Annotated in this window: 21 protein-coding genes; 12 read left to right on the plus strand and 9 right to left on the minus strand. The window is 72.1% G+C overall.

Annotated elements, in window-relative coordinates; translation table 11 throughout:
* Positions 1 to 151: 151 nt before the first annotated feature.
* Positions 152 to 904 (plus strand): SDR family oxidoreductase, encoded by a 753-nt coding sequence (locus WBG79_RS10040; RefSeq protein WP_337356966.1) that lies wholly within the window; start codon positions 152 to 154, stop codon positions 902 to 904.
* Here the strand turns inward: WBG79_RS10040 and WBG79_RS10045 are convergent.
* Positions 888 to 1,427: a GNAT family N-acetyltransferase gene (locus WBG79_RS10045; RefSeq protein WP_337356967.1), complete on the minus strand. Its 540-nt coding sequence runs from the start codon at positions 1,425 to 1,427 to the stop codon at positions 888 to 890. The two genes, WBG79_RS10040 and WBG79_RS10045, sit on opposite strands and share 17 nt — an antisense overlap.
* Before the next feature lie 158 nt (positions 1,428 to 1,585).
* On the opposite strand from WBG79_RS10045, the gene WBG79_RS10050 reads away from it, so the two are divergent.
* The 8 genes from WBG79_RS10050 to WBG79_RS10085 are packed head-to-tail and all read left to right on the plus strand — an operon-like array spanning position 1,586 to position 10,658.
* Positions 1,586 to 2,692 carry an NAD-dependent epimerase/dehydratase family protein gene (locus tag WBG79_RS10050; RefSeq protein WP_337356968.1) on the plus strand — a complete coding sequence of 369 codons (1,107 nt, stop codon included), beginning with the start codon at positions 1,586 to 1,588 and terminating at the stop codon, positions 2,690 to 2,692.
* Positions 2,689 to 3,780 (plus strand): NAD-dependent epimerase/dehydratase family protein, encoded by a 1,092-nt coding sequence (locus tag WBG79_RS10055; RefSeq protein WP_337356969.1) that lies wholly within the window; start codon positions 2,689 to 2,691, stop codon positions 3,778 to 3,780. Before WBG79_RS10050 ends, WBG79_RS10055 begins: the two co-directional genes overlap by 4 nt.
* Positions 3,777 to 5,084, plus strand: coding sequence for a TIGR04295 family B12-binding domain-containing radical SAM protein (locus WBG79_RS10060; RefSeq protein WP_337356970.1), 1,308 nt, complete (start codon positions 3,777 to 3,779; stop codon positions 5,082 to 5,084). Before WBG79_RS10055 ends, WBG79_RS10060 begins: the two co-directional genes overlap by 4 nt.
* Positions 5,066 to 6,268: a glycosyltransferase family 4 protein gene (locus WBG79_RS10065; RefSeq protein WP_337356971.1), complete on the plus strand. Its 1,203-nt coding sequence runs from the start codon at positions 5,066 to 5,068 to the stop codon at positions 6,266 to 6,268. The genes WBG79_RS10060 and WBG79_RS10065 overlap by 19 nt, the downstream gene beginning before the upstream one ends.
* A 2-nt stretch (positions 6,269 to 6,270) precedes the next feature.
* A complete protein-coding gene (locus WBG79_RS10070; RefSeq protein ID WP_337356972.1) occupies positions 6,271 to 7,392 on the plus strand; it encodes a CgeB family protein in 1,122 nt (373 codons plus the stop codon).
* Positions 7,389 to 8,483 (plus strand): CgeB family protein, encoded by a 1,095-nt coding sequence (locus WBG79_RS10075; RefSeq protein ID WP_337356973.1) that lies wholly within the window; start codon positions 7,389 to 7,391, stop codon positions 8,481 to 8,483. The genes WBG79_RS10070 and WBG79_RS10075 overlap by 4 nt, the downstream gene beginning before the upstream one ends.
* A complete protein-coding gene (locus WBG79_RS10080; protein WP_337356974.1) occupies positions 8,480 to 9,586 on the plus strand; it encodes a CgeB family protein in 1,107 nt (368 codons plus the stop codon). Before WBG79_RS10075 ends, WBG79_RS10080 begins: the two co-directional genes overlap by 4 nt.
* A 43-nt stretch (positions 9,587 to 9,629) precedes the next feature.
* Positions 9,630 to 10,658, plus strand: coding sequence for a UDP-glucuronic acid decarboxylase family protein (locus WBG79_RS10085; RefSeq protein ID WP_337356975.1), 1,029 nt, complete (start codon positions 9,630 to 9,632; stop codon positions 10,656 to 10,658).
* A 391-nt stretch (positions 10,659 to 11,049) separates the two neighbouring features.
* On the opposite strand, the gene glyS is transcribed toward WBG79_RS10085, so the two are convergent.
* The gene (gene glyS / locus WBG79_RS10090; protein ID WP_337356976.1) at positions 11,050 to 13,332 is read right to left on the minus strand and encodes a glycine--tRNA ligase subunit beta; all 2,283 of its coding nucleotides are present in this window, start codon (positions 13,330 to 13,332) and stop codon (positions 11,050 to 11,052) included.
* 187 nt (positions 13,333 to 13,519) lie between these two features.
* Between glyS and WBG79_RS10095 the strand changes: the two genes are divergently transcribed.
* A complete protein-coding gene (locus WBG79_RS10095; protein ID WP_337356977.1) occupies positions 13,520 to 14,671 on the plus strand; it encodes a site-specific DNA-methyltransferase in 1,152 nt (383 codons plus the stop codon).
* Between the two features lie 97 nt (positions 14,672 to 14,768).
* On the opposite strand, the gene WBG79_RS10100 is transcribed toward WBG79_RS10095, so the two are convergent.
* The 3 genes from WBG79_RS10100 to WBG79_RS10110 all read right to left on the minus strand — a co-directional run bounded on the left by WBG79_RS10100 (position 14,769) and on the right by WBG79_RS10110 (position 17,167).
* A complete protein-coding gene (locus tag WBG79_RS10100; protein ID WP_337356978.1) occupies positions 14,769 to 15,458 on the minus strand; it encodes a ribonuclease HII in 690 nt (229 codons plus the stop codon).
* Between the two features lie 76 nt (positions 15,459 to 15,534).
* A complete protein-coding gene (locus WBG79_RS10105; RefSeq protein WP_337356979.1) occupies positions 15,535 to 15,963 on the minus strand; it encodes a VOC family protein in 429 nt (142 codons plus the stop codon).
* A 40-nt stretch (positions 15,964 to 16,003) separates the two neighbouring features.
* Positions 16,004 to 17,167 carry a PA0069 family radical SAM protein gene (locus WBG79_RS10110; RefSeq protein ID WP_443147449.1) on the minus strand — a complete coding sequence of 388 codons (1,164 nt, stop codon included), beginning with the start codon at positions 17,165 to 17,167 and terminating at the stop codon, positions 16,004 to 16,006.
* Between the two features lie 241 nt (positions 17,168 to 17,408).
* Here WBG79_RS10110 and WBG79_RS10115 point away from each other — a divergent pair, with 241 nt between their 5' ends.
* On the plus strand, positions 17,409 to 18,080 hold the full coding sequence (locus WBG79_RS10115) for a glycosyltransferase (RefSeq protein ID WP_337356980.1): 672 nt from the start codon (positions 17,409 to 17,411) through the stop codon (positions 18,078 to 18,080).
* Positions 18,081 to 18,099: 19 nt separating this feature from the next.
* Here WBG79_RS10115 and WBG79_RS10120 read toward each other — a convergent pair whose 3' ends face one another.
* Entirely contained in the window at positions 18,100 to 18,717 is a 618-nt protein-coding gene (locus tag WBG79_RS10120) for a hypothetical protein (protein WP_337356981.1), read from the minus strand.
* A gap of 150 nt (positions 18,718 to 18,867) precedes the next feature.
* Here WBG79_RS10120 and bmt point away from each other — a divergent pair, with 150 nt between their 5' ends.
* Entirely contained in the window at positions 18,868 to 19,869 is a 1,002-nt protein-coding gene (bmt, locus tag WBG79_RS10125; RefSeq protein WP_337356982.1) for a betaine--homocysteine S-methyltransferase, read from the plus strand.
* 25 nt (positions 19,870 to 19,894) lie between these two features.
* Here the strand turns inward: bmt and betA are convergent, their stop codons facing one another.
* Genes betA through betI form a run of 3 tightly spaced genes read right to left on the minus strand, consistent with a single transcriptional unit; the run spans position 19,895 to position 23,678 of the window.
* The gene (gene betA, locus WBG79_RS10130; protein WP_337356983.1) at positions 19,895 to 21,553 is read right to left on the minus strand and encodes a choline dehydrogenase; all 1,659 of its coding nucleotides are present in this window, start codon (positions 21,551 to 21,553) and stop codon (positions 19,895 to 19,897) included.
* Between the two features lie 11 nt (positions 21,554 to 21,564).
* A complete protein-coding gene (betB, locus tag WBG79_RS10135) occupies positions 21,565 to 23,034 on the minus strand; it encodes a betaine-aldehyde dehydrogenase (RefSeq protein ID WP_337356984.1) in 1,470 nt (489 codons plus the stop codon).
* The gene (gene betI / locus WBG79_RS10140) at positions 23,031 to 23,678 is read right to left on the minus strand and encodes a choline-binding transcriptional repressor BetI (RefSeq protein WP_337356985.1); all 648 of its coding nucleotides are present in this window, start codon (positions 23,676 to 23,678) and stop codon (positions 23,031 to 23,033) included. The genes betB and betI overlap by 4 nt, the downstream gene beginning before the upstream one ends.
* Positions 23,679 to 23,924: the final 246 nt, after the last annotated feature.

Raw genomic sequence — 23,924 nt, forward strand, 5'->3', positions numbered from 1 at the left:
GCTTCGCGGCGGACGTTCCCGCGATCCCGGGGCGGGGGGAATCGACGACCGGCCGCAGCCCCCGGAATGGCACCTCTGCGGCGGGGGGCCTGACGGCTCGCCCGAAACATGACATTGTCCGCCCCGTTCCGGATCGAAGGGGAGGACGACGATGACCGGCAAGGTGGCGCTGATCACGGGGGCGAGCTCGGGCATCGGCCGCGCGACAGCGGTGACGTTCCTGAAGGCGGGCTACCGCGTGGTGCTGGTCGGCCGGCGCGAGGCGGAACTCGCCGCGACCCTCGCCATGTCCGGCGCCCCCGCCGAGGCCGCCCTCCTGTCGCCGACCGACGTCACCGATCCCGCCGCCGTCGACGCCCTCTTCGCCGCCATCGAGTCCCGCTTCGGCCGCCTGGACGTCGTCTTCAACAACGCCGGGGTCGCCATCCTCTCCACCCTCGTCGGCGACACGACCTGGGAGCAGTGGAAGAAGGTCGTCGACGTGAACCTGAACGGCGCCTTCCTGGTCGCGCGCGGCGCCTTCAACCTGATGCGCCGCCAGTCGCCGCAGGGCGGCCGGATCATCAACAACGGCTCGATCTCGGCCCACGTGCCGCGTCCCGGCTCCGTCGCCTACACGGCTACCAAGCATGCCATCACGGGCCTCACCCGCTCGATCTCGCTCGACGGCCGCCCCTTCTCGATCGCCTGCGGCCAGATCGACATCGGCAACGCCGCCTCCGACATGACCGCCGCCATGCAGAAGGGCGTGCCCCAGGCGAACGGGACGCTCGCCCCCGAGCCGACCATGCACGTCCAGAACGTCGCCGACGCGGTGCTGCACATGGCCGCCCTGCCTCTCGAAGCGAACATCCAGTTCATGACCATCATGGCCACGAACATGCCCTTCATCGGCCGCGGGTGAGGGGAGGGCGCCCGGTCCCGGTCCGCCCGGACAGGCCCTCGGCGCCGATCCGCCAGATCGCCCGTCCGTCGCCCGACGAAGGGTTGGGGACGCCGCCGAACCAGGCGGCCAGGCGGTTGGCGGCGCGATTGCCGGGTGTCGTGACCCCGACCACGTCCCTCAGCCCGAGCGGTCCGAAGCCGAAGGCGAGCAGGGCCGCGGCAATCTCCACCGCATAGCCGTACCGGCCCCGGAAGGCTGGCACGATCTCGAGCCCGAGTTCGGCGACGCGCGGCGGCCAGCCCGCACCGCGCAGACCCGCGCAGCCCACATAGGCCCCGTCCCGCCGGCGCACGACCGCGAGCTGCCGGTTGGTCCGCGGCTCCTCCCGCGCCCAGTCGCGGAAGCGGTCGACGAGGCCGTCGGCGTCGACCGCCGGGTCCGTCTCCGCCGCCCCCGGACCCGCAGCCCCCCAATAGGCTCGAAAGGCGGCTTCGTCCGCCGCCGTGAAATCGCGCAGGATGAATCGCCGGCTCTCGATCATCACTCCCCCTCTTCGCCTCTCACGCGCGGACCGTTCCGGTCTCGCGAATTCCGGTACTTTCTCAACCCTTTCGCGCCTGCCCCCGGAACAATTCGCAAGGCCCCGCAGTTCGAAAAACCGACAGCTTTACCGTCCGCTGTCGTTTTCGGAGAGCATGAATGGCGGCCAGATATCTCGTTACCGGGGGGCTCGGGTTCATCGGGCGCTACCTTTGTCGCGAACTCCTCGACCAGGGCGCCGAGGTTCGCGTCCTCGACGGCCTCGTCGACCAGGTGCACGGCGGCTCGCATCCGGAGCCTGAGCCCGGCGTCGAGGCGATCGTGGCCGACGTGCGCGATGCCGAGGCCGTCCGGGCCGCCCTCGACGGCGTCGACGGCGTCTTCCACCTCGCCGCCGAAGTCGGTGTCGGCCAGAGCATGTACGAGATCGGCCGCTATGTCGGGGCGAACGACCTCGGCACCGCCGTGCTTCTCGAACAGATGATCGCCCGTCCGGTTCCCCGCATCGTGGTCGCCTCCTCGATGAGCGTCTACGGCGAGGGCCTCTACCGCACCGCGGACGGGCGCCGCGTGGATCGTGCCCGCCGGAAAGCCGCCCGCGTCAGGGCCGGCCTCTGGGAGCCGGTCGGGCCGGGAGGCGAGGCCCTCGAGCCGATCCCCACCGACGAGGAGAAGCCCGTCGACCTCGCCTCCATCTACGCCCTGACCAAATACGCGCAGGAACGCGCCTGCCTCATCTTCGGCGATGCCTACGGGGTCGACGCCGTGGCGCTGCGCCTCTTCAACGTCTTCGGCGCCGGGCAGGCCCTGTCCAACCCCTACACCGGCGTCCTGGCCAACTTCGCCTCCCGCCTCCTCAACGGCGAACGGCCCCTCATCTTCGAGGACGGCGCCCAGAAGCGCGACTTCGTCGACGTCCGCGACGTCGCCCGCGCCTTCCGCCTCGCCATGACCGAGCCGCGCGCCGCCGGCGAGGTCATCAACGTCGGCTCCGGCCGGGCCTATTCGGTCGCCGACGTCGCCCGCATCGTCGCCCGCGCGCTCGGCAAGGACATCCCCCCGGAGATCCTCCTGAAGGCGCGCAGCGGCGACATCCGCAACTGCTTCGCCGACATCGGCAAGGCCCGCGATCTCCTCGGCTTCGAGCCGCGGCACCGCCTGGAGAACTCCCTCGACGGCTTCGCCGAATGGGTGCTCGCCTCCACGGCGACCGACCGCGCCGCCGAGATGCGCCGCGAGCTGGAACGCCGGGGGCTCGTAACGTGACCCGGTCCGTGCCCGCCCGCCCCGCCCTCTCCGGCGCGGTGCGGCCGGTCGCCGTGGTCGGCGGGGCCGGCTTCATCGGCTGCAACATCGCCGAAAGCTTCCTGGCCGAGGGCCGCGACGTGATCGTCGCCGACACGCTGGCCCGCCCCGGTGTGGAGCGCAACCTCGCCTGGCTGACGGCCCGCCACGGGGCCCGTGTCCACCATGTCGCCGCCGACGTCCGGGATCCGTCGGCCATATCGGCCGCGCTGGAGGATGCGGGCGCCGTCGTCCACCTCGCCGCCCAGGTGGCGGTGACGACCAGCCTCGAGGACCCGGTCGCCGACTTCGAGGTCAACGCCCGCGGCACCCTCAACGTGCTCGAGGCCGTGCGCCGCACCGGACGGCGGGTTCCCGTCGTCTTCGCCTCGACCAACAAGGTCTACGGCAGCCTGGAGGACCTCGGCTTCGAGGACGTCGGCGAGGCGACCCTGCCGCGGGATCCGGCGAAGCGTGCCCACGGCGTGCCCGAGGCCCGCAACCTCGACTTCTGTACGCCCTACGGCTGCTCCAAGGGCGTCGCCGACCAGTATGTCCTCGACTGGGCGAAGTCCTATGGCCTGCCCACCGCCGTGCTGCGCATGAGCTGCATCTACGGCCCTCACCAGTTCGGCACCGAGGATCAGGGCTGGCTCGCCCACTTCCTGATCCGGGCGCTCCGCGGCGAGCCGATCACCATCTACGGCACCGGCCGTCAGGTCCGCGACGTCCTGCATGTCTCCGATGCCGTCGCCGCCTACCGGGCCGTCCTCGCCGGCATCGAGGGCGTCAAGGGCCGCGCCTTCAACCTCGGCGGCGGGCCGGCCAACGCGGTCAGCCTGAATGCCGCCCTCGCCGAGATCGCCCGCCTGGCAGGCCGCGAGATCCGCCTCGACGGCAGCGACTGGCGCCGCGGCGACCAGCCCTGGTTCGTGGCGGACACCCGCGCCCTGCAGGCCGCGCTCGGCTGGACGACCCGGGTCGGCTGGCGCGACGGCCTCGCCGACCTCGCCGATTGGCTGCGCCGCGAGAGCGGCCTGATCCTGGAAGACCGGAGGCTCAGCGCATGAGGGTGGCTCTCGTCAACCCGGCCTGGCACTACGACGGAAGCGTCTATTTCGGTTGCCGCCACGAGCATCTCCCCCTCGAACTCGGCTACACGGCCGCGCTCCTGGAGAAGGACGGCCACGAGACGCTGATGGTCGACGGCCAGTTGCAGAACCTCGACAACGGCGCGCTCGCCGAGACGGTCGCGGTGTTCGGGCCGGACATGACCGTCGTCACCACCGCGCCGACCTACCTGTTCTGGCGCTGCGCCCCGCCGGAGTTGCGCGTTCCCGCCGAATTCCTCGCCGAGCTCCGCGGTCGCGGCGGCCTGACCGTCGCGGTCGGCCCGCACGGCTCGGCCACGCCCGGCGCGGCGCTCGCCAAGCTCGGCACCGATGTCGTCGTGCGCGGCGAGTGCGAGGAGGTCGTGGCGGCCCTCGCGCGCGCCATCGGCGACCGGGGCGACTGGCGGTCCCTGCCGGGCACCGCCCGCCTCGAAGCCGGCCGAGTGGTCGTCAACGGCGCCCCGGCCGCGAGCCCCTTCGTCGACCACGGGCCGCTGCGCTGGCCCACCGAGTGGATCGCCAATCACCGCCATCACCACCACCGCTTCGACGGCGCCGGCCGGGGCTATGGCGCCGAGGTCGAAGCCTCGCGGGGCTGTCCCTACGATTGCAGCTTCTGCGCCAAGATCGACTACCGCGACAAGTATCGCCGCCGGAGCCTCGACCACGTACTCGCCGAGATCGACGGCCTGATCTCGCAGGGCGTCGGCTACGTCTACTTCGTCGACGAGATCTTCCTGCCGCAGAAGCCGCTCCTCGAGGCCCTCGTGGATCGCCGTGTCGAGTTCGGCGTGCAGACCCGCATCGACCTCTGGAAGCCGGACCTCCTGGAGCTTCTGGGCCGCGCCGGCTGCGTCTCGATCGAGGCCGGCATCGAGAGCCTGACCGTCGAGGGGCGGGCGGCTCTCGCCAAGCGCTGCAAGCTTTCGACCGACGAGCTCGCCGACCTCCTGGTCAAGGCCCGCCGCCACGTGCCCTTCGTGCAGGCGAACCTGATCGGCATGGAGGAGGACGAGGCGGACCTGGTGCGGTCCTGGCGCGAGCGCCTCATTGCCGCCGGGGTCTGGGCCAACGAGCCGGTGCCGCTCTACCCCTACCCGAGCTCGCCCACCTACCGCCAGCTCTGGGGCGAGCCCGACGACCGCGCCTGGGAGCGCGCACACGAGCACTACCTTACCGCCTTCGACCGCTTCAGCGACATCCAGGACGCCCGTCCGCTGCCGCTCGCCGCCCTGGAGGACGCATGCTGCAAGGGACACTGATCCGTTTCCCCGCCTGGCGCGCGCGCCCCTCGGCGGAGGCGATCCGCCCGCCGGCGCCGCAGGGCCACGTCCCGGCCCGCGACCGCCCCCGCCGCATCCTGATGACCCTCGACGCAGTCGGAGGCGTATGGCGCTATGCCGTCGACCTCGCCGGGGCCCTGAACCGCCGGGGCGTCCGCGTCATCCTGGTCGGCTTGGGCCCCGAGCCGCTCGACGGCCAGATCGCCGAGGTAGAGGCGATGGCGGACACGGAGCTCGCCTGGCTCGACCTGCCGCTCGACTGGATGGCGGGCTCGGTCGAGGAGGTCGGCCCGGTGGCGGCCCGCATCGGCGACATCGCCCGCGCGCACGACGTCGATCTCGTCCACCTCGACCTGCCGTCCCAGGCCGTCGGCCTGGACGTGCACTGCCCGATCGTCGTCGCCTCCCATTCCTGCGTGGTGACCTGGTGGGCGGCGGTACGCGGCGGACGCGTGCCCGACGCCTGGACCTGGCAGGAGATCGCCAACCGGCGCGGCTTCGACCTCGCCGACCTTGTGCTCGCCCCCTCGCGCAGCCACGCCGCGGCACTGGTCAAGGCCTACGGTCCGATCGACCGTCTGCACGTCGTGCCGAACGCGGCCGATCCGGGCCCGCAGCCGGCCGCCAAGCAGTGCTTCGCCCTGTCGGCCGGCCGCTGGTGGGACGAGGGCAAGAACGGCCGCGTCCTCGACGAGGCGGCGGCGCTCGCCGATACCCCCGTCCTGATGGCCGGCGCGCTCCGGGGGCCGAACGGCGAGACGGCCGTCTTCTCCCACGCGGAGACCACCGGCGAGATGGCCTCCTACGCCCTGCGCGCCCTGATGGCCCGGGCCGCCGTCTTCGCGGCCCCCTCGCTCTACGAGCCCTTCGGCCTGGCGGTGCTCGAGGCGGCGCTCGCCGAATGCGCCCTGGTCGTCTCCGAGATCCCGACCTTCGCGGAATTCTGGGACGGTGCGGCCCTCTTCGCCGATCCGCGCGACCCGGCCGACTTCGCGCGCATGATCGACCGCTTCGCCGCCGACCAGGGTCTTGCCCGCGAGTACGGCCAGCGGGCCCGTCGTCGCGCCCGCAAGTTCACGCTCGACCGCCAGGCCGACGCGGTGCTCGCCGCCTATGCCCGCGTGCTGCGCACCGCCGGTGCCCCGCTGAGCGTCGGGGGCTGACCATGCGCGTGCTTCTCTACACCCATTCCCTCGTCTCGGATTGGAACCACGGCAACGCCCACTTTCTGCGCGGGGTCGCCCGCGACCTGATCTCCCGCGGCCACGAGGTAGTGGCGCTGGAGCCGGAAGGCGGCTGGAGCCGGACCAACCTGGAGGCCGAGCAGGGGACCGGCATCGCCGACCGCTTCGCCGAGGTCTTTCCCGAACTCGCCTCCTTCCAGTACGACATCGACTTCAACCACGAGGCCGCCGTCGCCGAGGCCGACCTCGTGCTCGTCCACGAATGGACCGAGCCCTCCCTCGTCGCCCGCCTCGGCCGCGCCCGGCGCAACGGCGGCACGTTCACGCTCCTCTTTCACGACACCCACCATCGGGCTGTTTCGGAAGAGAAATCCATCGCCGACCTCGATCTCTCCGACTACGACGCGGTGCTCGCCTTCGGAGAGACGCTGTCGGAGCGCTACCGCAAGGCGGGTTGGGGACGCCGGGTCTTCACCTGGCACGAGGCAGCCGACACGCGCCTGTTCCGGCCGCGCGCGGCCGCCCGCGGCACCGATGTCGTGTGGATCGGCAACTGGGGCGACGGCGAGCGCTCCGCCGAGATCGACGCCTTCCTGATCGAGCCCGTGAAGCGCCTCGGCCTCTCCGCCACGGTGCGCGGCGTCCGCTATCCCCTGGATGCGCTGGAGCGGCTGGCCGCCGCCAGGATCGATTTCGGCGGCTGGATCGCCAACGCCGACGTGCCCGCCGTCTTCGCCCGCGCCCGCTCCACCGTCCACATCCCGCGCCGCCCCTATGTGGAGGCGCTGCCCGGCATTCCGACCATCCGGGTCTTCGAGGCGCTCGCCTGCGGCGTGCCGCTCGTCTCCGCGCCCTGGGACGACGCGGAGGGCCTCTTCCGGCCCGGCACCGACTACCTCGTCGCCCGCGACACGAACGAGATGGCGAAGCATCTGAAGGCCGTCGTCTCCGACCCGGACCTCGCCCGCGCGCTGCGCATCGCCGGCCTCGACACCATCACCCGCCGCCACACCTGCCACCATCGCGTCGCCGAACTCCTCGGCATCCTCGCCGAGGTCGGGACCGCCCGCGTCCGCGCCGCGCTGCCGGAGACCGTCGCATGAAGATCGCCTTCTACGGATCGAGCCTGCTCTCGAGCTACTGGAACGGCGCGGCGACCTACTATCGCGGCATCATCCGGGCGCTCGCCGCGCGCGGCTACCGGGTCACCTTCTACGAGCCCGACGTCTGGGATCGGCAGAAGAACCGAGACATCGACCCCCCGGACTGGTGCGAGGTGGTCGTCTACGAAGGCACCCTGGAGGCGTTGCGCCGGGCGACCGACCGGGCCCACGACGCTGACATCGTGGTCAAGACGAGTGGCGTCGGCTTCGAGGACGACGCGCTCCTCGGCGCGGCCCTCGGCGCCGCCCGCCCGGGCGCGCTCAAGGTCTTCTGGGATGTCGACGCGCCCGCGACCCTCGCCGAGGTGCGCGCCGGGCCCGACCACCCGCTCCGCTTCGCCCTCGAGGAGATCCACGTCGTCCTGACCTACGGCGGCGGCCCGCCCGTCGTCGAGGGCTACCGCAAGCTCGGCGCGCGCGAGTGCATTCCCATCTACAACGCGCTCGACCCGCAGACCCACCACCCGGTGCCCCCCGAGCCGCGCTTCGCCGCAGACCTCACCTTCCTGGGCAACCGCCTCCCCGACCGGGAGGCGCGCGTCGAACAGTTCTTCCTCGACCCCGCCGCCCGGCTGCCCGGCCAGAAGTTCCTCCTGGGCGGCTCCGGCTGGGGCGACCGGCCGCTGCCGCCCAATGTCGGCTACATCGGCCACGTGCCGACGCGCGACCACAACGCCCTCAACGTGAGCGCCAAGGCGGTCCTCAACATCAACCGCGAGTCCATGGCCGAGATCGGCTTCTCGCCGCCGACCCGGGTCTTCGAGGCGGCCGGCGCCGGCGCCTGCCTGATCACCGACGCCTGGCCCGGCCTCGGCCTCTTCCTCGACCCCGGCGAGGAGGTCATTCCCGTCCGCGACGGCCAGGACCTCGCCGAACTCCTGCCCGGCCTCACCCCGGAGCGCGCCCGCGAGATCGGCCGCAAGGCCCTCCACCGCGTCCTCGCCGAGCACACCTACGACCGCCGCGCCGAGGAGGTCGACAGGATCTTCCGCCGCCTGATCGACACCCGCGCCGCCGAGGTCGCCGCATGACCGCCGCCCCGTACGACCTCGTCGTCCTCGGCCTGTCGCTGTCCTCCTCCTGGGGCAACGGCCACGCGACCACGTTCCGCGCTCTCCTCGCGGGGCTGGAGCGGCTCGGCAAGCGCATCCTCTTCCTGGAGCGCGACGTGCCCTGGTACGCGGAGAACCGCGACCTGCCGGACCCGCCCTTCTGCCGGCTGGCCTTCTACGCGAGCCTCGAGGATCTCGACCGGTACCGCCCCGAGATCGCCGCGGCCGAGATGGTCCTGATCGGCTCCTACGTGCCCGATGGCATCGCGGTGATCGACAAGGTGCTGGCGGCCGCCACCGGCCGGGTCGCCTTCTACGACATCGACACCCCGGTCACGCTGGCCGCGCTGGACGAGGAGGGCGCGCCCTTTCTCGACCGTCGCCAGATTCCCGCCTTCGATCTCTACTTCTCCTTCACGGGCGGCCCGACGCTCGACCGGCTGGAGCGCGCCTACGGCGCCCGCCGGGCCGTCGCGCTCTACTGCTCGGTCGAGGAGGCCCGCTACCGGCCGACCGGGGAGCCCTACGACTGGGACCTCGGCTACCTCGGCACCTACAGTCCCGACCGCCAGCCCACCCTCGAGGCGCTGCTGATCGAGCCCGCCCGGCGCCTGCCGGATCGTCGCTTCGTGGTCGCCGGCCCGCAGTATCCCGACCACATCGACTGGCCCGCCAATGTCGAGCGCATCGAGCACCTCGCCCCCGCCGACCACGCCAGCTTCTACAGCCGCCAGCGCTTCACCCTGAACGTCACGCGCGCCGACATGATCCGGGCCGGCTGGTCGCCCAGCGTCCGCCTCTTCGAGGCCGCGGCCTGCGCCGTGCCCATCATTTCAGACCGCTGGGCGGGGCTCGGCGACGTCCTGCCGGAGGGCCGGGCCATCCTGCCGGTCGACGACGGCGACGCGGTCGTCGAGCACCTGACCCGCATGGCGGAGGACCAGCGCCGCCGGGTCGGTGCCCGCGGCAGGGCGGCCGTGCTGGCTTCCCACACGGGCCTCGCCCGGGCCGTCGAGTTCATCCGGGCCCTGGCTTCCCTGGACCGGGAGACGCGCCGGCAAAGCTCGGCCGATGCCGCATGACCCCGAACCGGCCCCGCGTCCCCCAGCCGACAGGAAGGCCTTCATGACCCGTCCGCTCGAAATCCCGTCCCGGCGCCGGCGCGTCCTGGTCGCCGGCGGGGCCGGCTTCCTGGGGTCCCACCTGTGCGATCACCTGGTGGCCCGCGGCCACGAGGTGGTCGCGCTCGACAACTTCCTGACCGGCTCTCCGGCCAATTGCGCCCACCTGCAGGGGCACCCGCGCTTCCGCCTCGTCCGCCACGACGTCTGCGACCCGCTGCCCGCCGACCTCGCCGCGGACGTGGTCTTCAACCTCGCCTGCGCTGCCTCGCCGCCCCGCTACCAGGCCGATCCCGTCCACACCATGATGACCAGCGTGCTCGGCACGCGCCACCTCCTCGACCTCGCCGCGCGCCACGACGCCGTCTTCGTCCAGGCCTCGACCTCGGAAGTCTACGGCGACCCGGATCAGCATCCGCAGCGCGAGGCCTATTGGGGCAACGTCAACCCGACGGGCCCGCGCGCCTGCTACGACGAGGGCAAGCGCGCTGGCGAGACGCTCTGCTTCGACTACCTGCGCCTCGGCCTCGCCGACGTGCGCGTCGCCCGCATCTTCAACACCTACGGCCCGCGCATGCAGCCCGACGACGGCCGCATCGTCTCCAATTTCGTGGTCCAGGCCCTGACCGGCCGCCCGCTCACCGTCTACGGCACCGGCGAGCAGACCCGCTCCTTCTGCTACGTCTCCGACCTGGTCGCGGGCCTCGTCGCGCTCGCCGCCCTCGACCGGACTCCCGACGGCCCCGTCAATCTCGGCAATCCCGGCGAGTTCACGGTCATCGAGCTCGCCCGCATGGTGCTGGAGCGAACCGGCGCCGCGAGCGGCATCGCCTATCGCCCGCTGCCGGAGGACGACCCCCGCCGCCGCCGCCCCGACATCGCGCTGGCCCGCCGCCTCCTCGGCTGGACCCCGCGCGTGCTGCTGGCGGAAGGCCTCGGCCCCACCATCGACTGGTTCGCCCGGACATTGGAGACCCGCCCCGCCGCGGCTCGCCGCCCGCGCCGCCCCCTGGAGTCCGGCGCGAGCCTGTGAGGGCAAGCGCTGCGGCCGGGGGAACGCGCTGGCCCCCGGCGCTCCGCTTCGCTCCGGCCGGGGATGCGGCGGAGGGGGCGGTCGAGGGAGCAAGCGATCCGGACCTGCCGCCTGGCGATGCCGATGGCGGCTCCGACCGCCCCACGGGTGTCATCCCGGCCATCGCGCCGGGACCCATTGGCCTCGCCACCCGTCACGGCGCTGCGGAAAGACTCCCGACCGCGCGCCTTGGCCCGGCATCTCACCATCGAGCCCTGGCGTCGCGGCCCGGCCAAGGGGCCCCGGCGCGATGGCCGGGCTGACATTCGCGGGACGTCTTTCCCGGAAGGGCCGGCCGTCGTCGTGACGCACTCGCACCACGGCCGACGGTCGTCGGCCCCGACAGCGCCCGTCACCCCCCGATGCGCGAGAAGTCCGCCACCGCGTGGCAGGCGGTGCGGATGTCGTTGAGCAGGCGCAGGCGGTTTTCGCGGAGCGCCGGATCGGGGGCGTTGACCAGGATCGTGTCGAAGAAGGCGTCGACGGGCCGGCGCAGGCGGGCGAGGGCCTGCATGGCGCGGCCGAAGTCCTCCGCCTCCACGGCGGCGCGCGCGGCCGGGACGGCCTCGGCGACGGCGGCCGCCAGGGTCTTCTCTTCGGCCTCGGCGAGGCGCGCCGGGTCGTGGCTGCCCTCGATCGGGGCGCCGGCCTTCTTCTCCTCGGCCCGCAGGATGTTGACCGCGCGCCGGTAGCCGGCAAGCAGGTTCTGCCCGTCCTCGCTGGCCAGAAACGCGCCCAGTGCCTCGACCCGCTTGACGATCAGCACGATGTCGTCCTGTCCGCCGAGCGCGAAGACCGCGTCGACCAGGTCGTGCCGCGCCCCCTGCTCGCGCAGTTGCACCTTCAGCCGGTCGGCGAAGAAGGCGAGGAGGTCCAGGCTCTTCGTCCAGGCGTCCCGCACCGTCGCCTGCGCGTAGGCCTCGACCTCGTCCGGGCTGGCGACCGGGGCGAGGAGCCGCTCGCGCAGCGCCACCATGACGGGTTCCGGCACCCCTGCCGAGGCGAGCTCGTCGGCGATGTCCATCTGCCGGTCCACCGCCACCAGCCGCTTGTCGAGCATGATCTGCCCGAAGGGCGCGGGCATCGCAGCCAGTAGCGGCAGCCGCACCCCGTTCGCCAGCACGATCCGGATCACGCCCAGCGCCGCGCGGCGGAGCTGGTACGGGTCCTTCGAACCCGTCGGCTTCTCGTCGATGGCCCAGAAGCCGATCAGCGTGTCCAGCTTGTCGGCGAGCGCCACTGCGACCGCGACCGGATCGGTCGGCACGCGGTCGGATGGTCCCTGCGGCTTGTAGTGGTCCTCGATCGCGGTGGCGACCGACGGGTCCTCGCCCTGCAGGAGCGCGTAGGTGCGCCCCATCAGGCCCTGCACCTCGGGGAATTCGCCCACCACTTCGGTGAGGAGATCCGCCTTGGCGAGCTCCGCCGCGCGCACCGCCTTCTCGGGATCGGCCCCGACCGCCGGGGCGAGCTCGCGCGCGAGCCGCATGATCCGCTCGATCCGCTCCCATTGCGTGCCGAGCTTCTCGTGGAAGACGATCTCCAGGTCCTTGAGCTTGGCGAGGCGCTGGTCGAGGAACTTGCCGGGCGGCGCGCGGTCGGCGTAGCCGGGCAGGTCCCGCTGGTCGGTGTCCCAGAAATGGCGGGCATCGGACAGGCGCGCCCGCACGACCCGGCCGTTGCCGGCCACGATCTCCGCCCCGCCGTCCGTGGCGATGATGTTGGAGACCAGCAGGAAGCGGTTGGAGAGCGTCTGGTCGACGTGGTGCGAGCGCAGCACGAAGCATTTCTGGTTGGCCCGGATGGTCGCCCGGATCACCTCGCCCGGCACCTCCAGGAAGCGCTCCTCGAAGGACCCCATCAGCACCACCGGCCATTCGACGAGGCCGGCGACCTCCTCGAGCAGGCCGTCGTCCTCCACCAGTTCCAGGCCATGGGCCAGCGCCAGGTCCTTGGCGTCGTGCAGGATGATGTCCTTGCGCCGGTCCGCGTCCAGGATCACGTAGGCCGCCTGCAGCTTCGCCGCGTAGTCGTCGAAGCGCTTCACCGTGAGGGCGCCCGGGGCCATGAAGCGATGGCCGTAGGTGACGTTGCCGGCGTGGATGCCGTCGATCTCGAAGGGAACGATGTCGGGCTCCTCGGTCTCCGGACCGAAAGTGCAGACGATCGAATGCAGCGGCCGGACCCAGCGCAGCGTGCCGGAGCCCCAGCGCTGCGACTTCGGCCAGGGGAAGCCGCGCACCACGGACGGCACCAGCTCGGCGATCACCTCGATGGCGGCGCGCCCGGGCCTCGTCAGGTGCGCGACATAGAACTCGCCCTTCTTCGGGTCGGAGACGACGGTCGCCTCGGCCAGCGAGGCGAGCCCGGCCGACTTCAGGAAGCCCTGCACGGCGGCCTCCGGCGCGCCGACGCGCGGGCCCTTCTTCTCCTCCTTGAGGTCCGGCGAGCGGGCGGGCACCCCGGTGACATGGAGCGTCAACCGCCGCGGGGTCGCATAGGCCTTGGCGCCTTCGTAGTAGAGGCCGGCCTCCACGAGCCCGTCGGTCACCATTTTCCTCAGGTCCTCGGACGCCTTGCGCTGCATCCGGGCCGGGATTTCTTCGGAGAAGAGTTCGAGCAGGAGATCGGGCATCGCGTCGCGCTTCCGGAGGGCCGAGGAGGTGGCGAGGGCTTAACAAGCCCCGGCGCCTTTGTCAGCCCCGCCGGCCGGCAATTCGCCCGGACGGGCGGGCGGGAACCGGTCGGCTTAACCGCCCCTTCACCTTCCTCGGTAACCATGACGGGCATCAGTCACCCGCGTATCCGGGGTTCGCCGCGTCATGAGTTTCCGAGCCGAGGGGGCCGCCCGCGGGCGCGCCCGGTCCGACCGCACCGCCTCTCCGACCGAACCCTGGCTCGACAGGATCCACATCGGCGATTGCGTGGCCGCCATGGCGGCGTTGCCGGCGGCGAGCGTCGACCTGGTCTTCGCCGACCCGCCCTACAACCTGCAGCTCGAAGGCGCCCTGCACCGGCCGGACCAGAGCCTGGTCGACGCGGTCGACGACGCCTGGGACCGCTTCGACAGCTTCGAGGCCTACGACGCCTTCACGCGCGCCTGGCTGCTGGCCTGCCGGCGCCTCCTGAAGCCGACCGGCTCCCTCTGGGTGATCGGCTCCTACCACAACATCTTCCGGGTCGGCACGATCCTCCAGGACCTCGGCTTCTGGATCCTCAACGACGTGGTCTGGCGCAAGACCAACCCGATGCCGAACTTCAAGGGCCGCCGCTTCCAGAACGCCCACGAGACCCTGATCTGGGCCGCCCGCTCGCAGGACGCGCGCCGCTACACCTTCAACTACGACGCCCTGAAGGCCTTCAACGAGGACCTGCAGATGCGCTCCGACTGGCTGCTGCCGATCTGCGCGGGCGGCGAGCGGCTGAAGGACGAGGCCGGCGACAAGGTCCATCCGACCCAGAAGCCGGAGGCGCTGCTGCACCGCGTCCTGCTGTCGTCCTCCAACCCGGGCGACGTGGTCCTCGACCCCTTCTTCGGCACCGGCACCACCGGCGCCGTCGCCCGCCGCCTCGGCCGCCGCTTCGTCGGCATGGAGCGCGACCCGGCCTACGCGGCCGCCGCCGAGGCCCGCATCGCGGCCGTCAGCCCGATCCCCGCCGAGGCGCTGGAGGTGGTCCGCGGCAAAAAGGCGGAGGTCCGCATCCCCTTCGGCACCCTCGTCGAGCAGGGCCTGGTCCGCCCCGGCGAGGTCGTGACCGACGCCCGCGGCCGGCTCGCCGCCACCGTCCGGCTCGACGGATCACTGGTCTCAGGCGCGGCCGAGGGGTCCATCCACCGTGTCGGCGCGGTCCTCCAGGGCCTCGACGCCTGCAACGGCTGGACCTTCTGGCACGTCGAGCGCGACGGCGTCCTCGTCCCTATCGACGACCTCCGCAAGGCCGTCCGCCAAAGCCTCGCCTCAGCCGCGGAATAAGCCCTGCGGAACCCTCCGCTCCGCTCCGGCCGGGGATGCGGCTCGGCGTTCCTTCGCCCGGATCTCTGCCCTGCCGGTCCAGTGAGCGCGGCCGTCCTCAGACCAGGACCGCCTCGGCGGGCGGCGTCACGCCGGCGAGGAGGCTCTTCACCGGGTCGAAGCTGCGGCGGTGGTGGGCCGAGGGGCCGAGGGTGAGAATGGCGGCCCGGTGCGCCTCCGTGCCGTAGCCCTTGTGCTCCTCGAAGCCGTAACCGGGGCAACTGGCGGCGAGGCGGATCATCAGCCGGTCGCGGGTGACCTTGGCGACGATCGAGGCCGCCGCGATGGAGAGCGAGGTGGCGTCGCCCTTGACCACGGCCTCCCCGGGGCAGGGCAGGCCGGGCGGCACGTCGAGACCGTCGACGAGGGCGTGCGCCGGGCATTCGGGCAGCCCGCGGACGGCCCGGGCCATCGCCCAGAGGGTCGCGCCGCGGATGTTCAGGGCGTCGATGCGCTCCACCGACGCGAAGGCGAGCGCGGTGTGGTGATGCGCGCAGATCTCGGCGAAGAGGCGCTCCCGCTCGGCCGGGGTCAGCTTCTTGGAGTCGTCCAGGCCCTCCGGGACGCGGCGCGGGTCGAGCACCACCGCAGCGACCACGACCGGGCCGGCGAGCGGCCCGCGGCCCGCCTCGTCGACGCCGCAGACCGGCACCTTCGCCTTCAGCCGCCGCAGCACGCGCCTTTCGATCGACAGGTCGGGACCGGTCGGCAGGTCGAAGAGGGCGGGCGATTCGGGGCGGCGGGCCATGGCGTCGATCCTGCCGCCCGCCGGCCCCCGCCGCAATCGGTCGCGAAGGCGTCGTCCCCGCTGTCCCCGGAGCGTCTCAGTCCGGCAGACGGACCATGCCGCTCTCGTCGAAGCGCCAGTGCGGATTGTGGGCGACCTCCCAGAGATGCCCGTCGGGATCGGCGAAATAGGCCGTGAAGCCGCCCCAGAAGGCCTTCTCGGGCGCGCGCACGAGCCGCGCCCCGGCCGCAACGGCCGTCTCCACAAGGGCGATCACCGCCTCGGGAGACTCCACGTTGTTGGCGAGCGTCACGCCCGAGAAGCCGGGCCGGCTGTCCGCCACCTGCGCGTCGGCCGCCAGGTCCGCGCGGCCGAAGACCGACAGGACCATCGGCCCGACCTGGAAGAAGGCGACGGACCCCGGGACGCTCTGCGTCGAGCGGAGGAGGCCGAGACGTTCGTAGAAGGCCGCACTCGCCTCGACGTCGGCAACGCCCAGGGTGACGAGGTGAAGGGCGAGGGCCATGGTCTCTCTCCGTGTTTCGCCATGCGGTGCGCACCGTCCGTCAGAACAGGCTGAGCTGCACCCCGTTCGGCCGCGGCGGCTCGAACAGGTCGGCGCGCAGCCGGGCCCGGGCGGTCTTCTCGATGCCGAGGCGCTTCAGCGCGAGCTCGAAGCGCCGGCCGATGGTCCAGGCGTAGGGGCCTGTGCCGCGCATGCGCGTGCCCCAGTTGGCGTCGTAGTCCTTGCCGTCCCGCATCGAGCGGATCAGCGACAGCACGTGCCGGTAGCTGTCCGGCCGGTGCGTGAGCAGCCACTGCTTGAAGAGCTCCGAGACCTCGAGCGGCAGACGCAGAAGGACATAGCCGGCTTCCCGCGCCCCCGCCTGGTGGGACGCCTCGAGGATCCGCTCGATCTCGTGGTCGTTCAGCCCCGGGATCACCGGCGCCACCATGACGGCCGTCGGCACGCCCGCCTCGGCGAGCTCCCGGATCGCCGCCAGCCGCCGGTGCGGCGCCGCCGCCCGCGGCTCGAGCGACCGGGCGAGCCCCCCGTCGAGGGTCGTCACCGACAGGGCGACCTTGGCGAGTCCCTTGCGCCCCATCCGCCCCAGGATGTCCTTGTCGCGCGTGACGAGGTGCGACTTGGTGACGATCGCGACCGGGTGGTTCGTCCGTTCCAGCACCTCCAGCACGGCCCGCATCACCCCATGGGTGCGCTCGATCGGCTGGTAGGGGTCGGTGTTGGTGCCGATCGCCAGCGTCCGGCACTGGTAGGCCGGGTCGGCCAGCTCGCGCTCCAGGAGTTCGGCGGCATTGGGCTTGACGAAGAGCCGCGTCTCGAAATCGAGCCCGGGCGACAAACCCATGTAGGCGTGCGACGGCCGCGCGAAGCAGTAGACGCAGCCGTGCTCGCAGCCGCGATAGGGGTTGATCGACCGGTCGAAGGAGATGTCGGGTGACTGGTTGCGGGTGATGATCTTCTTCGGCTTCTCGACCTGCACCTCCGTCCGCAGCGGCGGCAGGTCCTCGAGGCTCGACCAGCCGTCGTCGACCAGGACCCTCGTCTCCGGCTCGTAGCGGCCCGAGGCGTTGCTGACCGCGCCCCGGCCCCGCCGGAGCTCGGCTGGAATCGCCACGGCACCCGCCCCGTATCCGTCGGCGGATCCCCCGTCGGGCAGGCCCTCGGGTCCCGGGGGCGCTTGCCCGGCTGCGGCAGTCCGTCGCAGAGCGGCCATACTGTCGCTGCCCGGCCCCTCCACGGCACGCGGCCCCGGACGGGGCTTCGGCGCGGCCCGTACCGGTGACCTTACGGTATCGTCGGAGCTTGCGAGGGTTCGGTTCTTCGCTCTGGTCATGCGGGGACTCTAGCGCAGGGCGCGAACAAAGCAAGAACTTCCCTCGATCTAGGGCAAGGCCGGGGCGATTTGGCGACTCCCGCGGGCGTCGAATCCCTGCTATGGAGCCGAAATGCTGTCCGTCGTCATCCCCACCCTGGATGCCGAGGAGGGTCTGATCAGGACTCTGGCCTCACTCGTGCCGGCCGCCGCCGAAGGCGTGATCCGAGAAGTGGTGGTCGTGGACGGCGGGTCGCAGGATGGCACCGAGAAGGTGGCCGAAGCGGCTGGTTGTCAACTCCTGCATGTGTCCGGCTGCTGGGGCGAGAAGGTCGCGACCGGCATCGCCGCCGCCCGGCGTTCCCCTTGGCTGATGGTCCTGCAACCGAACATCCTGCTCGAGGGCGAGTGGTTCCGCGAGGTCGCCGCCTTCGCCGACCGCGCCGAGCGGACAGGCGGGGCGGACCGGCGCGCGGCGACCTTCCGCATCGCCTTCGACGCCTTCGGCTGGCAGGCCCGCCTGGCGGAGAGCACGATCGGGGTGGCGAGTTCGGTGTTCGGCCTGCCGCTCCCGCAGCAGGGTCTGGTGGTCTCGCGCCGGCTGTGGGACCGGGCCCGCCGCGACGGGCCGCTGCGCGACCATCGTCATCTCGTCTCCCGCATCGGCCGCCGCTCGATCCACGTCCTGCGCGCCCGCGCCATCGCGATCTCGACCGTCACTGACGGCCAGAGCCTGCCGCCGGGCGGCGCCATCGCACGCCATGCCCTGGCGGCCCTGGGCCTGCCGCTGCGGGTCACAGGCTGAACGGCCGGCCCGCGCCCTCTCAGCCGCGCGCCATCCGGCGGATCCATCCGGCGACGGCCGACGCCCGCCGTCGCGCCTCCCGCGCCCACCGGGCGGCCACCGGCCGGATCCGATCCCGCAGCCGGGCGGCCGCCTCCCGGAGCCGCCCGAGCAGGCGCCGCGCCGCCTGCCATGCGCTGGTCTCCTCCAGGATGCCGAGCGCCCAGTCCCGGAGCCGCACGACGAGGCCGTGTGCGCGCGCGAACCACGGGATCATGAGGAGCTTGTCCCGGGTCACGTGGAAGAGCCGCTCGACGAGCACGATCGACAGGAGGTGCGAGACGATCAGCAGAATGAGGCCCGTGCGGAATCGCCCGGTTGCCATGAGGTAGAGCGAGATCAGCTTCGGCGGCTCGAGAACCGCGAAGGGCACGGCGAAGAGGAGCAGGGTGGGGTAGGGCGGCAGCCCGTGGATGAAGGCGGCCACCCGCGCGAACAGCCGCAGCGCTTCGAGGCGGCGCACCACAGGCCGGATCGCCGCCAGGACGACGTCGTCCAGGATGAAGTAGAGCGCCACCAGGACGGCGACCGGCGCGCGCAGGATGCGGCGGGCGAGGCCGCGGGACGGCCGGTCGGGCGGCGGGTTCGGAGGAGACAAGGGGCGCGCAAACCTCGGATTGGCAGCGCCGCCACGGGAACGGCGCGCCGAGAGAAAAGCCGCCATGTCGCCGGAAGGCAAGCGCCACGGTTGACGGTCGGGCAAATCGGGGTACTCGTCTCACCCGATCGCGTCCCGACCCGAGGCCCCATGACCCGCTCCGCCCTCGACGCCCTGCTCGCCGAACGCCCCGTCCTCCTCGCCGACGGGGCGACCGGGACCAACCTATTCGCCATGGGCCTCCTCTCCGGAGATGCCCCGGAACTCTGGAACGACGAGCATCCGGACCGGATCCGCGCCCTCCACCAGGGCTTTGTCGACGCCGGCGCCGATATCGTCCTGACCAACACCTTCGGCTGCAACCGCCGCCGCCTTGCCCTCCACAAGGCCGAGGACCGCACCCGCGAACTGAACGAGAAGGCCGCCCGCATCGCCCGCGACGTGGCCGACGCGGCCCCGCGCCCGGTCGTGGTCGCCGGCTCCGTCGGCCCGACCGGCGACCTCTTCGCGCCCCTCGGCCCCATGACCGAAGACGAGGCGGTCGAGGTCTTCGCCGAGCAGATCGAGGGCCTGAAGGCCGGCGGCGCCGACGTCGCCTGGATCGAGACCATGTCGGCGCCCGAGGAGATCCGCGCCGCGGCCCTCGCCGCCATCCGGGTCGGCATGCCCTATACCTTCACGGCGAGCTTCGACACCGCCGGCCGCACCATGATGGGCCTGACCCCGGCCGCCGTCGCCGACATCGCCGCCACCCTGCCGGTCCCGCCCGTTGCGGTCGGCGCCAATTGCGGCGTCGGCGCCTCCGACCTCCTCGCCTCGGTCGGTGCGATGACGGAGGCCCACCCCGAGCTCGCCGTCGTCGCCAAGGCGAACTGCGGCATCCCGAAGGTGGAGGGCGACGCCGTCGTCTATACCGGCACGCCCGAGCTGATGGCCGACTACGCCCGGCTCGCCGTCGACACCGGCTGCCGCATCGTCGGCGGCTGCTGCGGCACGTCCGCCGGCCACCTCGCCGCCATGCGCGCCGCCGTCGACGCCCACATCCGCTGCGCCCGCCCCACCCTCGAGGCCATCGTCGAGACGGTCGGCCCCCTGCAGAGCCCACCCGCGACCGCCCAGGCCCGCGAGCGCAGCGGCCGCCGGCGCGGCTAGACCGTCCGCCGGTGCCGGGCGCCGGTCAGCGCTGCGCGGTTTGCCAGGCCGGGTGGACGAAGTAGGGGGCGTTGGAGCGCGGCAGGGGCGGGCGACCCAGGATGTGGTCGGCCATCTTCTCGCCGATCATGATCGTCGGCGCGTTGAGATTGCCGGTGGTGATCGACGGCATGACCGACGAATCCACGACCCGCAGGCCCTCGACCCCGTAGACGCGCCCCTCCGGATCGACCACGGCGAGACGGTCGTCCTTGCGGCCCATGCGGGCCGAGCAGCTCGGATGGTAGGCGCTCTCGACGTTCTCGGCGATCCAGGCGTCGATCGCCTCGTCGCTCGTCACGTCGGCCCCCGGCTGGATCTCCTCGCCGCGATAGGGGTCGAAGGGCGCCTGCGCGAAGATTTCGCGCGTCAGCCGCACGCAGGCGCGCATCTCCTCCCAGTCGTCCGGGTGGCTCATGTAGTTGAAGCGGATCGACGGCTTGTCGCGCGGATCGGGCGAGGCGAGCCGGACGAAGCCGTGCGACTTCGACCGCATCGGCCCCACATGGGCCTGGAAGCCGTGCCGGTCGACATGGGCGGCGCCGTCGTAGCGGACCGCGGCGGGCAGGAAGTGATATTGGATGTCCGGATAGCGGACCCCGGCGCGCGAGCGGATGAAGCCGCAGGTCTCGAAGTGGTTGGTCGCCCCGAGCCCGTCCTCGAACACGATCCAGCGCGCCCCGATCATCCCCTTGGCGACCGGGCTCATGTGCGAATAGAGCGTGATCGGCTGGGTGCAGGCCACCTGGAAATAGAATTCGAGGTGGTCCTGCAGGTTCTCGCCGACGCCGGGCCGGTCGGCCACGACCGGGATGCCGAGGCCGCGCAGCTCCTCCGCGGGCCCCACGCCGGACAGCTTCAGGATCTGCGGCGTGCCGATCGGCCCCGCCGACAGGATCACCTCCCGCCGGGCGCGAACGATCTCGGTCCGCCCCCGCCGCTCGATCTCGGCGCCCACCGCCCGGCCCCCCTCGAAGAGGATGCGCCGCACGAGCACGTTGGTGAGAAGGTCCAGGTTCTCCCGCTTCAAGGCCGGCTTCAGGTAGGCGTTGGCGGTCGACCAGCGGCGGCCCTTGTGGACCGTCATGTCCATCCGGCCGAAACCTTCCTGCCGGTAGCCGTTGACGTCCGGCGTCTCCGCGTATCCGGCCGCCACCCCCGCCTCCACGAAGGCGCTGTAGAGCGGGTTCCGGCAGGGGCCGTAGGAGGTGTGCAGCGGCCCGCTGTCGCCCCGGTAGGCGTCGCCCCCCTCCGCGCGCGTCTCGGCGCGCCGGAAATAGGGGAGCACGTCCGCGTAGGACCACCCGTCCGCGCCCTCCTCCTCCCAGCGGTCGAAGTCGGCCGGGTTGCCGCGGATGTAGACCATGCCGTTGATCGAGGAGGAGCCGCCGATCACGCGCCCGCGCGGGCAGTGCAGGCGACGGCCACCGAGATGCGGCTCCGGCTCGGTCTCGTAGAACCAGTTGTACTTCTCGCTGTTCATCGGGATCGACAGCGCCGTCGGCATCTGGATGAAGATCGACCGGTCCGACCCGCCGCGTTCGAGCACGAGCACGCTGTGGCGGCTGTCCTCGCTGAGCCGTGCAGCCAGCACCGACCCCGCCGATCCGGCCCCGACGATGAGGAAATCGACTTCCCGCGTCATGGTTCGTCCCTTCAGTACGGGCTGTCGATCGGCTGCAGCGCCACGTAGACGCTCTTCGCCTGCGTGTAGTGCTCGACCGCCGCCTTGGAGTTCTCGCGGCCGAGCCCCGACTGCTTGAACCCGCCGAAGGGGAGCTCGATCGGCGTCAGGTTGTAGTGGTTGATCCAGCAGGTCCCGGCCTGCAGCGCGGCGATCGCCCGGTGCGCGCGGGTCAGGTCGCGCGTGAAGACCGCGGCGGAGAGGCCGAACTCCGTGGCGTTCGCCCGCGCCACCGCCTCGTCCTCGGTATCGAACTCGAGCACCGTCATCACCGGCCCGAAGATCTCCTCGCGGACGATCCGCATGCCGTCCGAGCAGCCGTCGAAGACGGTGGGCTCGACGAAGAAGCCGCGGTCGAGGCCGTCCCGCGTGACGCGCCTGCCGCCTGTCACGATTCGCGCCCCCTCGGCGACCCCGGCCGCGATGTAGCCGAGCACCTTCTCCATGTGCTCCTCGGAGATCAGCGCGCCGACCTGGGTGGCCGGGTCGAGCGGATCGCCGACGACCATGCGCTCGACCCGCAGGGTCAGCCGCCGCAGGAACTCCGCCTTGATCGAGCGATGGACGAAGACGCGGGTCCCGTTCGAGCAGACCTCGCCGGCCGAATAGAAGTTGCCGAGCATCGCTCCCGAGACCGCGTTGTCGATGTCGGCGTCCTCGAAGACCAGGATCGGCGACTTGCCGCCGAGCTCGAGGGTGACGTGCTTCAGGGTGTCCGCCGCCGCGGCCATGACCCGCTTGCCGGTACCGACCTCCCCCGTCAGCGACACCTTGGCGATGCCCGGATGCGCCACGAGCGCCTTGCCGGTCGCCGCGTCGCCCTGCACCACGTTGAACACCCCGTCCGGCAGGCCGGCCTCGGCGAAGATGTCGGCGAGCGGCCCGGCGGTCATCGGCGTCAGCTCGGCCGGCTTGAAGATCATCGCGTTCCCGCAGGCGAGCGCCGGGGCGGCCTTCCAGCAGGCGATCTGCAGCGGATAGTTCCAGGCCCCGATGCCGGCCACGACGCCGAGCGGCTCGCGCCGGACATAGCCGAAGCCGGCCGGGCCGAGGTCGACATGCTCGCCCGTCAGCGTCGCGGCGACGCCGGCGAAATAGTCGAGGCAGTCCGCGCCCGAGAGCACGTCGACCACGCTCGTCTCCTGGATCGGCTTGCCCGTGTCGCGCGTCTCCAGCGCGGCGAGTTCGTCGTTGCGGGCGCGGAGGAGATCGGCCGCGCGGCGCAGCACCCGGGCCCGCTCGGCGCCGGTCATGCGCGACCAGACGCGGAAGCCCGCCTGCGCCGCGTCCACGGCCCGTTCGATCTCCGCCGGACCGGCGACCTCGATGCCGGCGAGGACCTCGCCGCGCGCCGGGTCGATGCTGGTGAAGAGCTCGCCGGACGTGCTGCGCACCGGCCGGCCGCCGATTCGGTTCCTCTGGACGGGAAAGCGGGCGCTCAAGGGCTGGTCCTCTTCAGGAGGGCGAGGTCGAGGAGGGCGATCTGGGTGTCCACGAAGCCCTGCACGATGGAGCGGGCCTCGGCCGCGTCGGGCGGGTCGGACGACAGGGTGGCCCGCAGCCACAGCCCGTCGATCAGCGCGGCGGTGGCCCGGGCGAGCCGCAGCGCCTCGGGCCGCGACACCAGGGCCGCGAAAGCATGGGTGAGGGTCGACAGCATGCGCCGCTCGTAGGCCCGCTGCACGCGGCGGAAGCGCGGGGTGGCCGGCACCTGGCCCCAGAAGGCGAGCCATACGGTCGCGATCCGCCGCTCGAACTGGGCGTCGCCGAGCGCGCTGTCGATCACGGCGGCGATCCGGTCGCGCGGCGTCCGGGCCGCCGCGAGTCGCGCGACTGAGACATCCCGCAACTGGCCTGCGAGGTGCCGGAGGGTGGCCTCCAGCACGCCGTCCTTGTCGCCGAAATAGAACGCCACGAGCCCGACCGAGACGCCGGCGCGTCCCGCGATCGCGGCGACCGTGGTGGCCTGGAAGCCGACGTCCGCGATCGACCCGATGGTCGCCTCGATCAGTTCGGCGCGGCGCCGGTCGAGCCGGGCATTGGGTCGCGGTCGCCCCGGGCGGGCATCGAGGATGGCTTCCGGCATGGGCGCGCTCCGTAGGACGGCGCGATCATGGAGTTTGAATGCTCATTCAGTCAAGGGCGCTCCGGCCACCCAGCCCTGCCCGACGGAGCGACGGGCGAATCTCTCCGACCGGCAATGGAATTGGCTGACTCCAGCTAGAATTACAGGATCTGGCGGAGCGCATGACGCATCTGGAGCGGCGAATGTCGCATTCGGGCGAAGCGGCTCCGTTGAGCGGATATTCAATCCAATGAACCTGTTGGATCC

The organism is Prosthecomicrobium sp. N25 (assembly GCF_037203705.1).
Taxonomy (GTDB): Bacteria; Pseudomonadota; Alphaproteobacteria; order Rhizobiales; family Ancalomicrobiaceae; genus Prosthecodimorpha.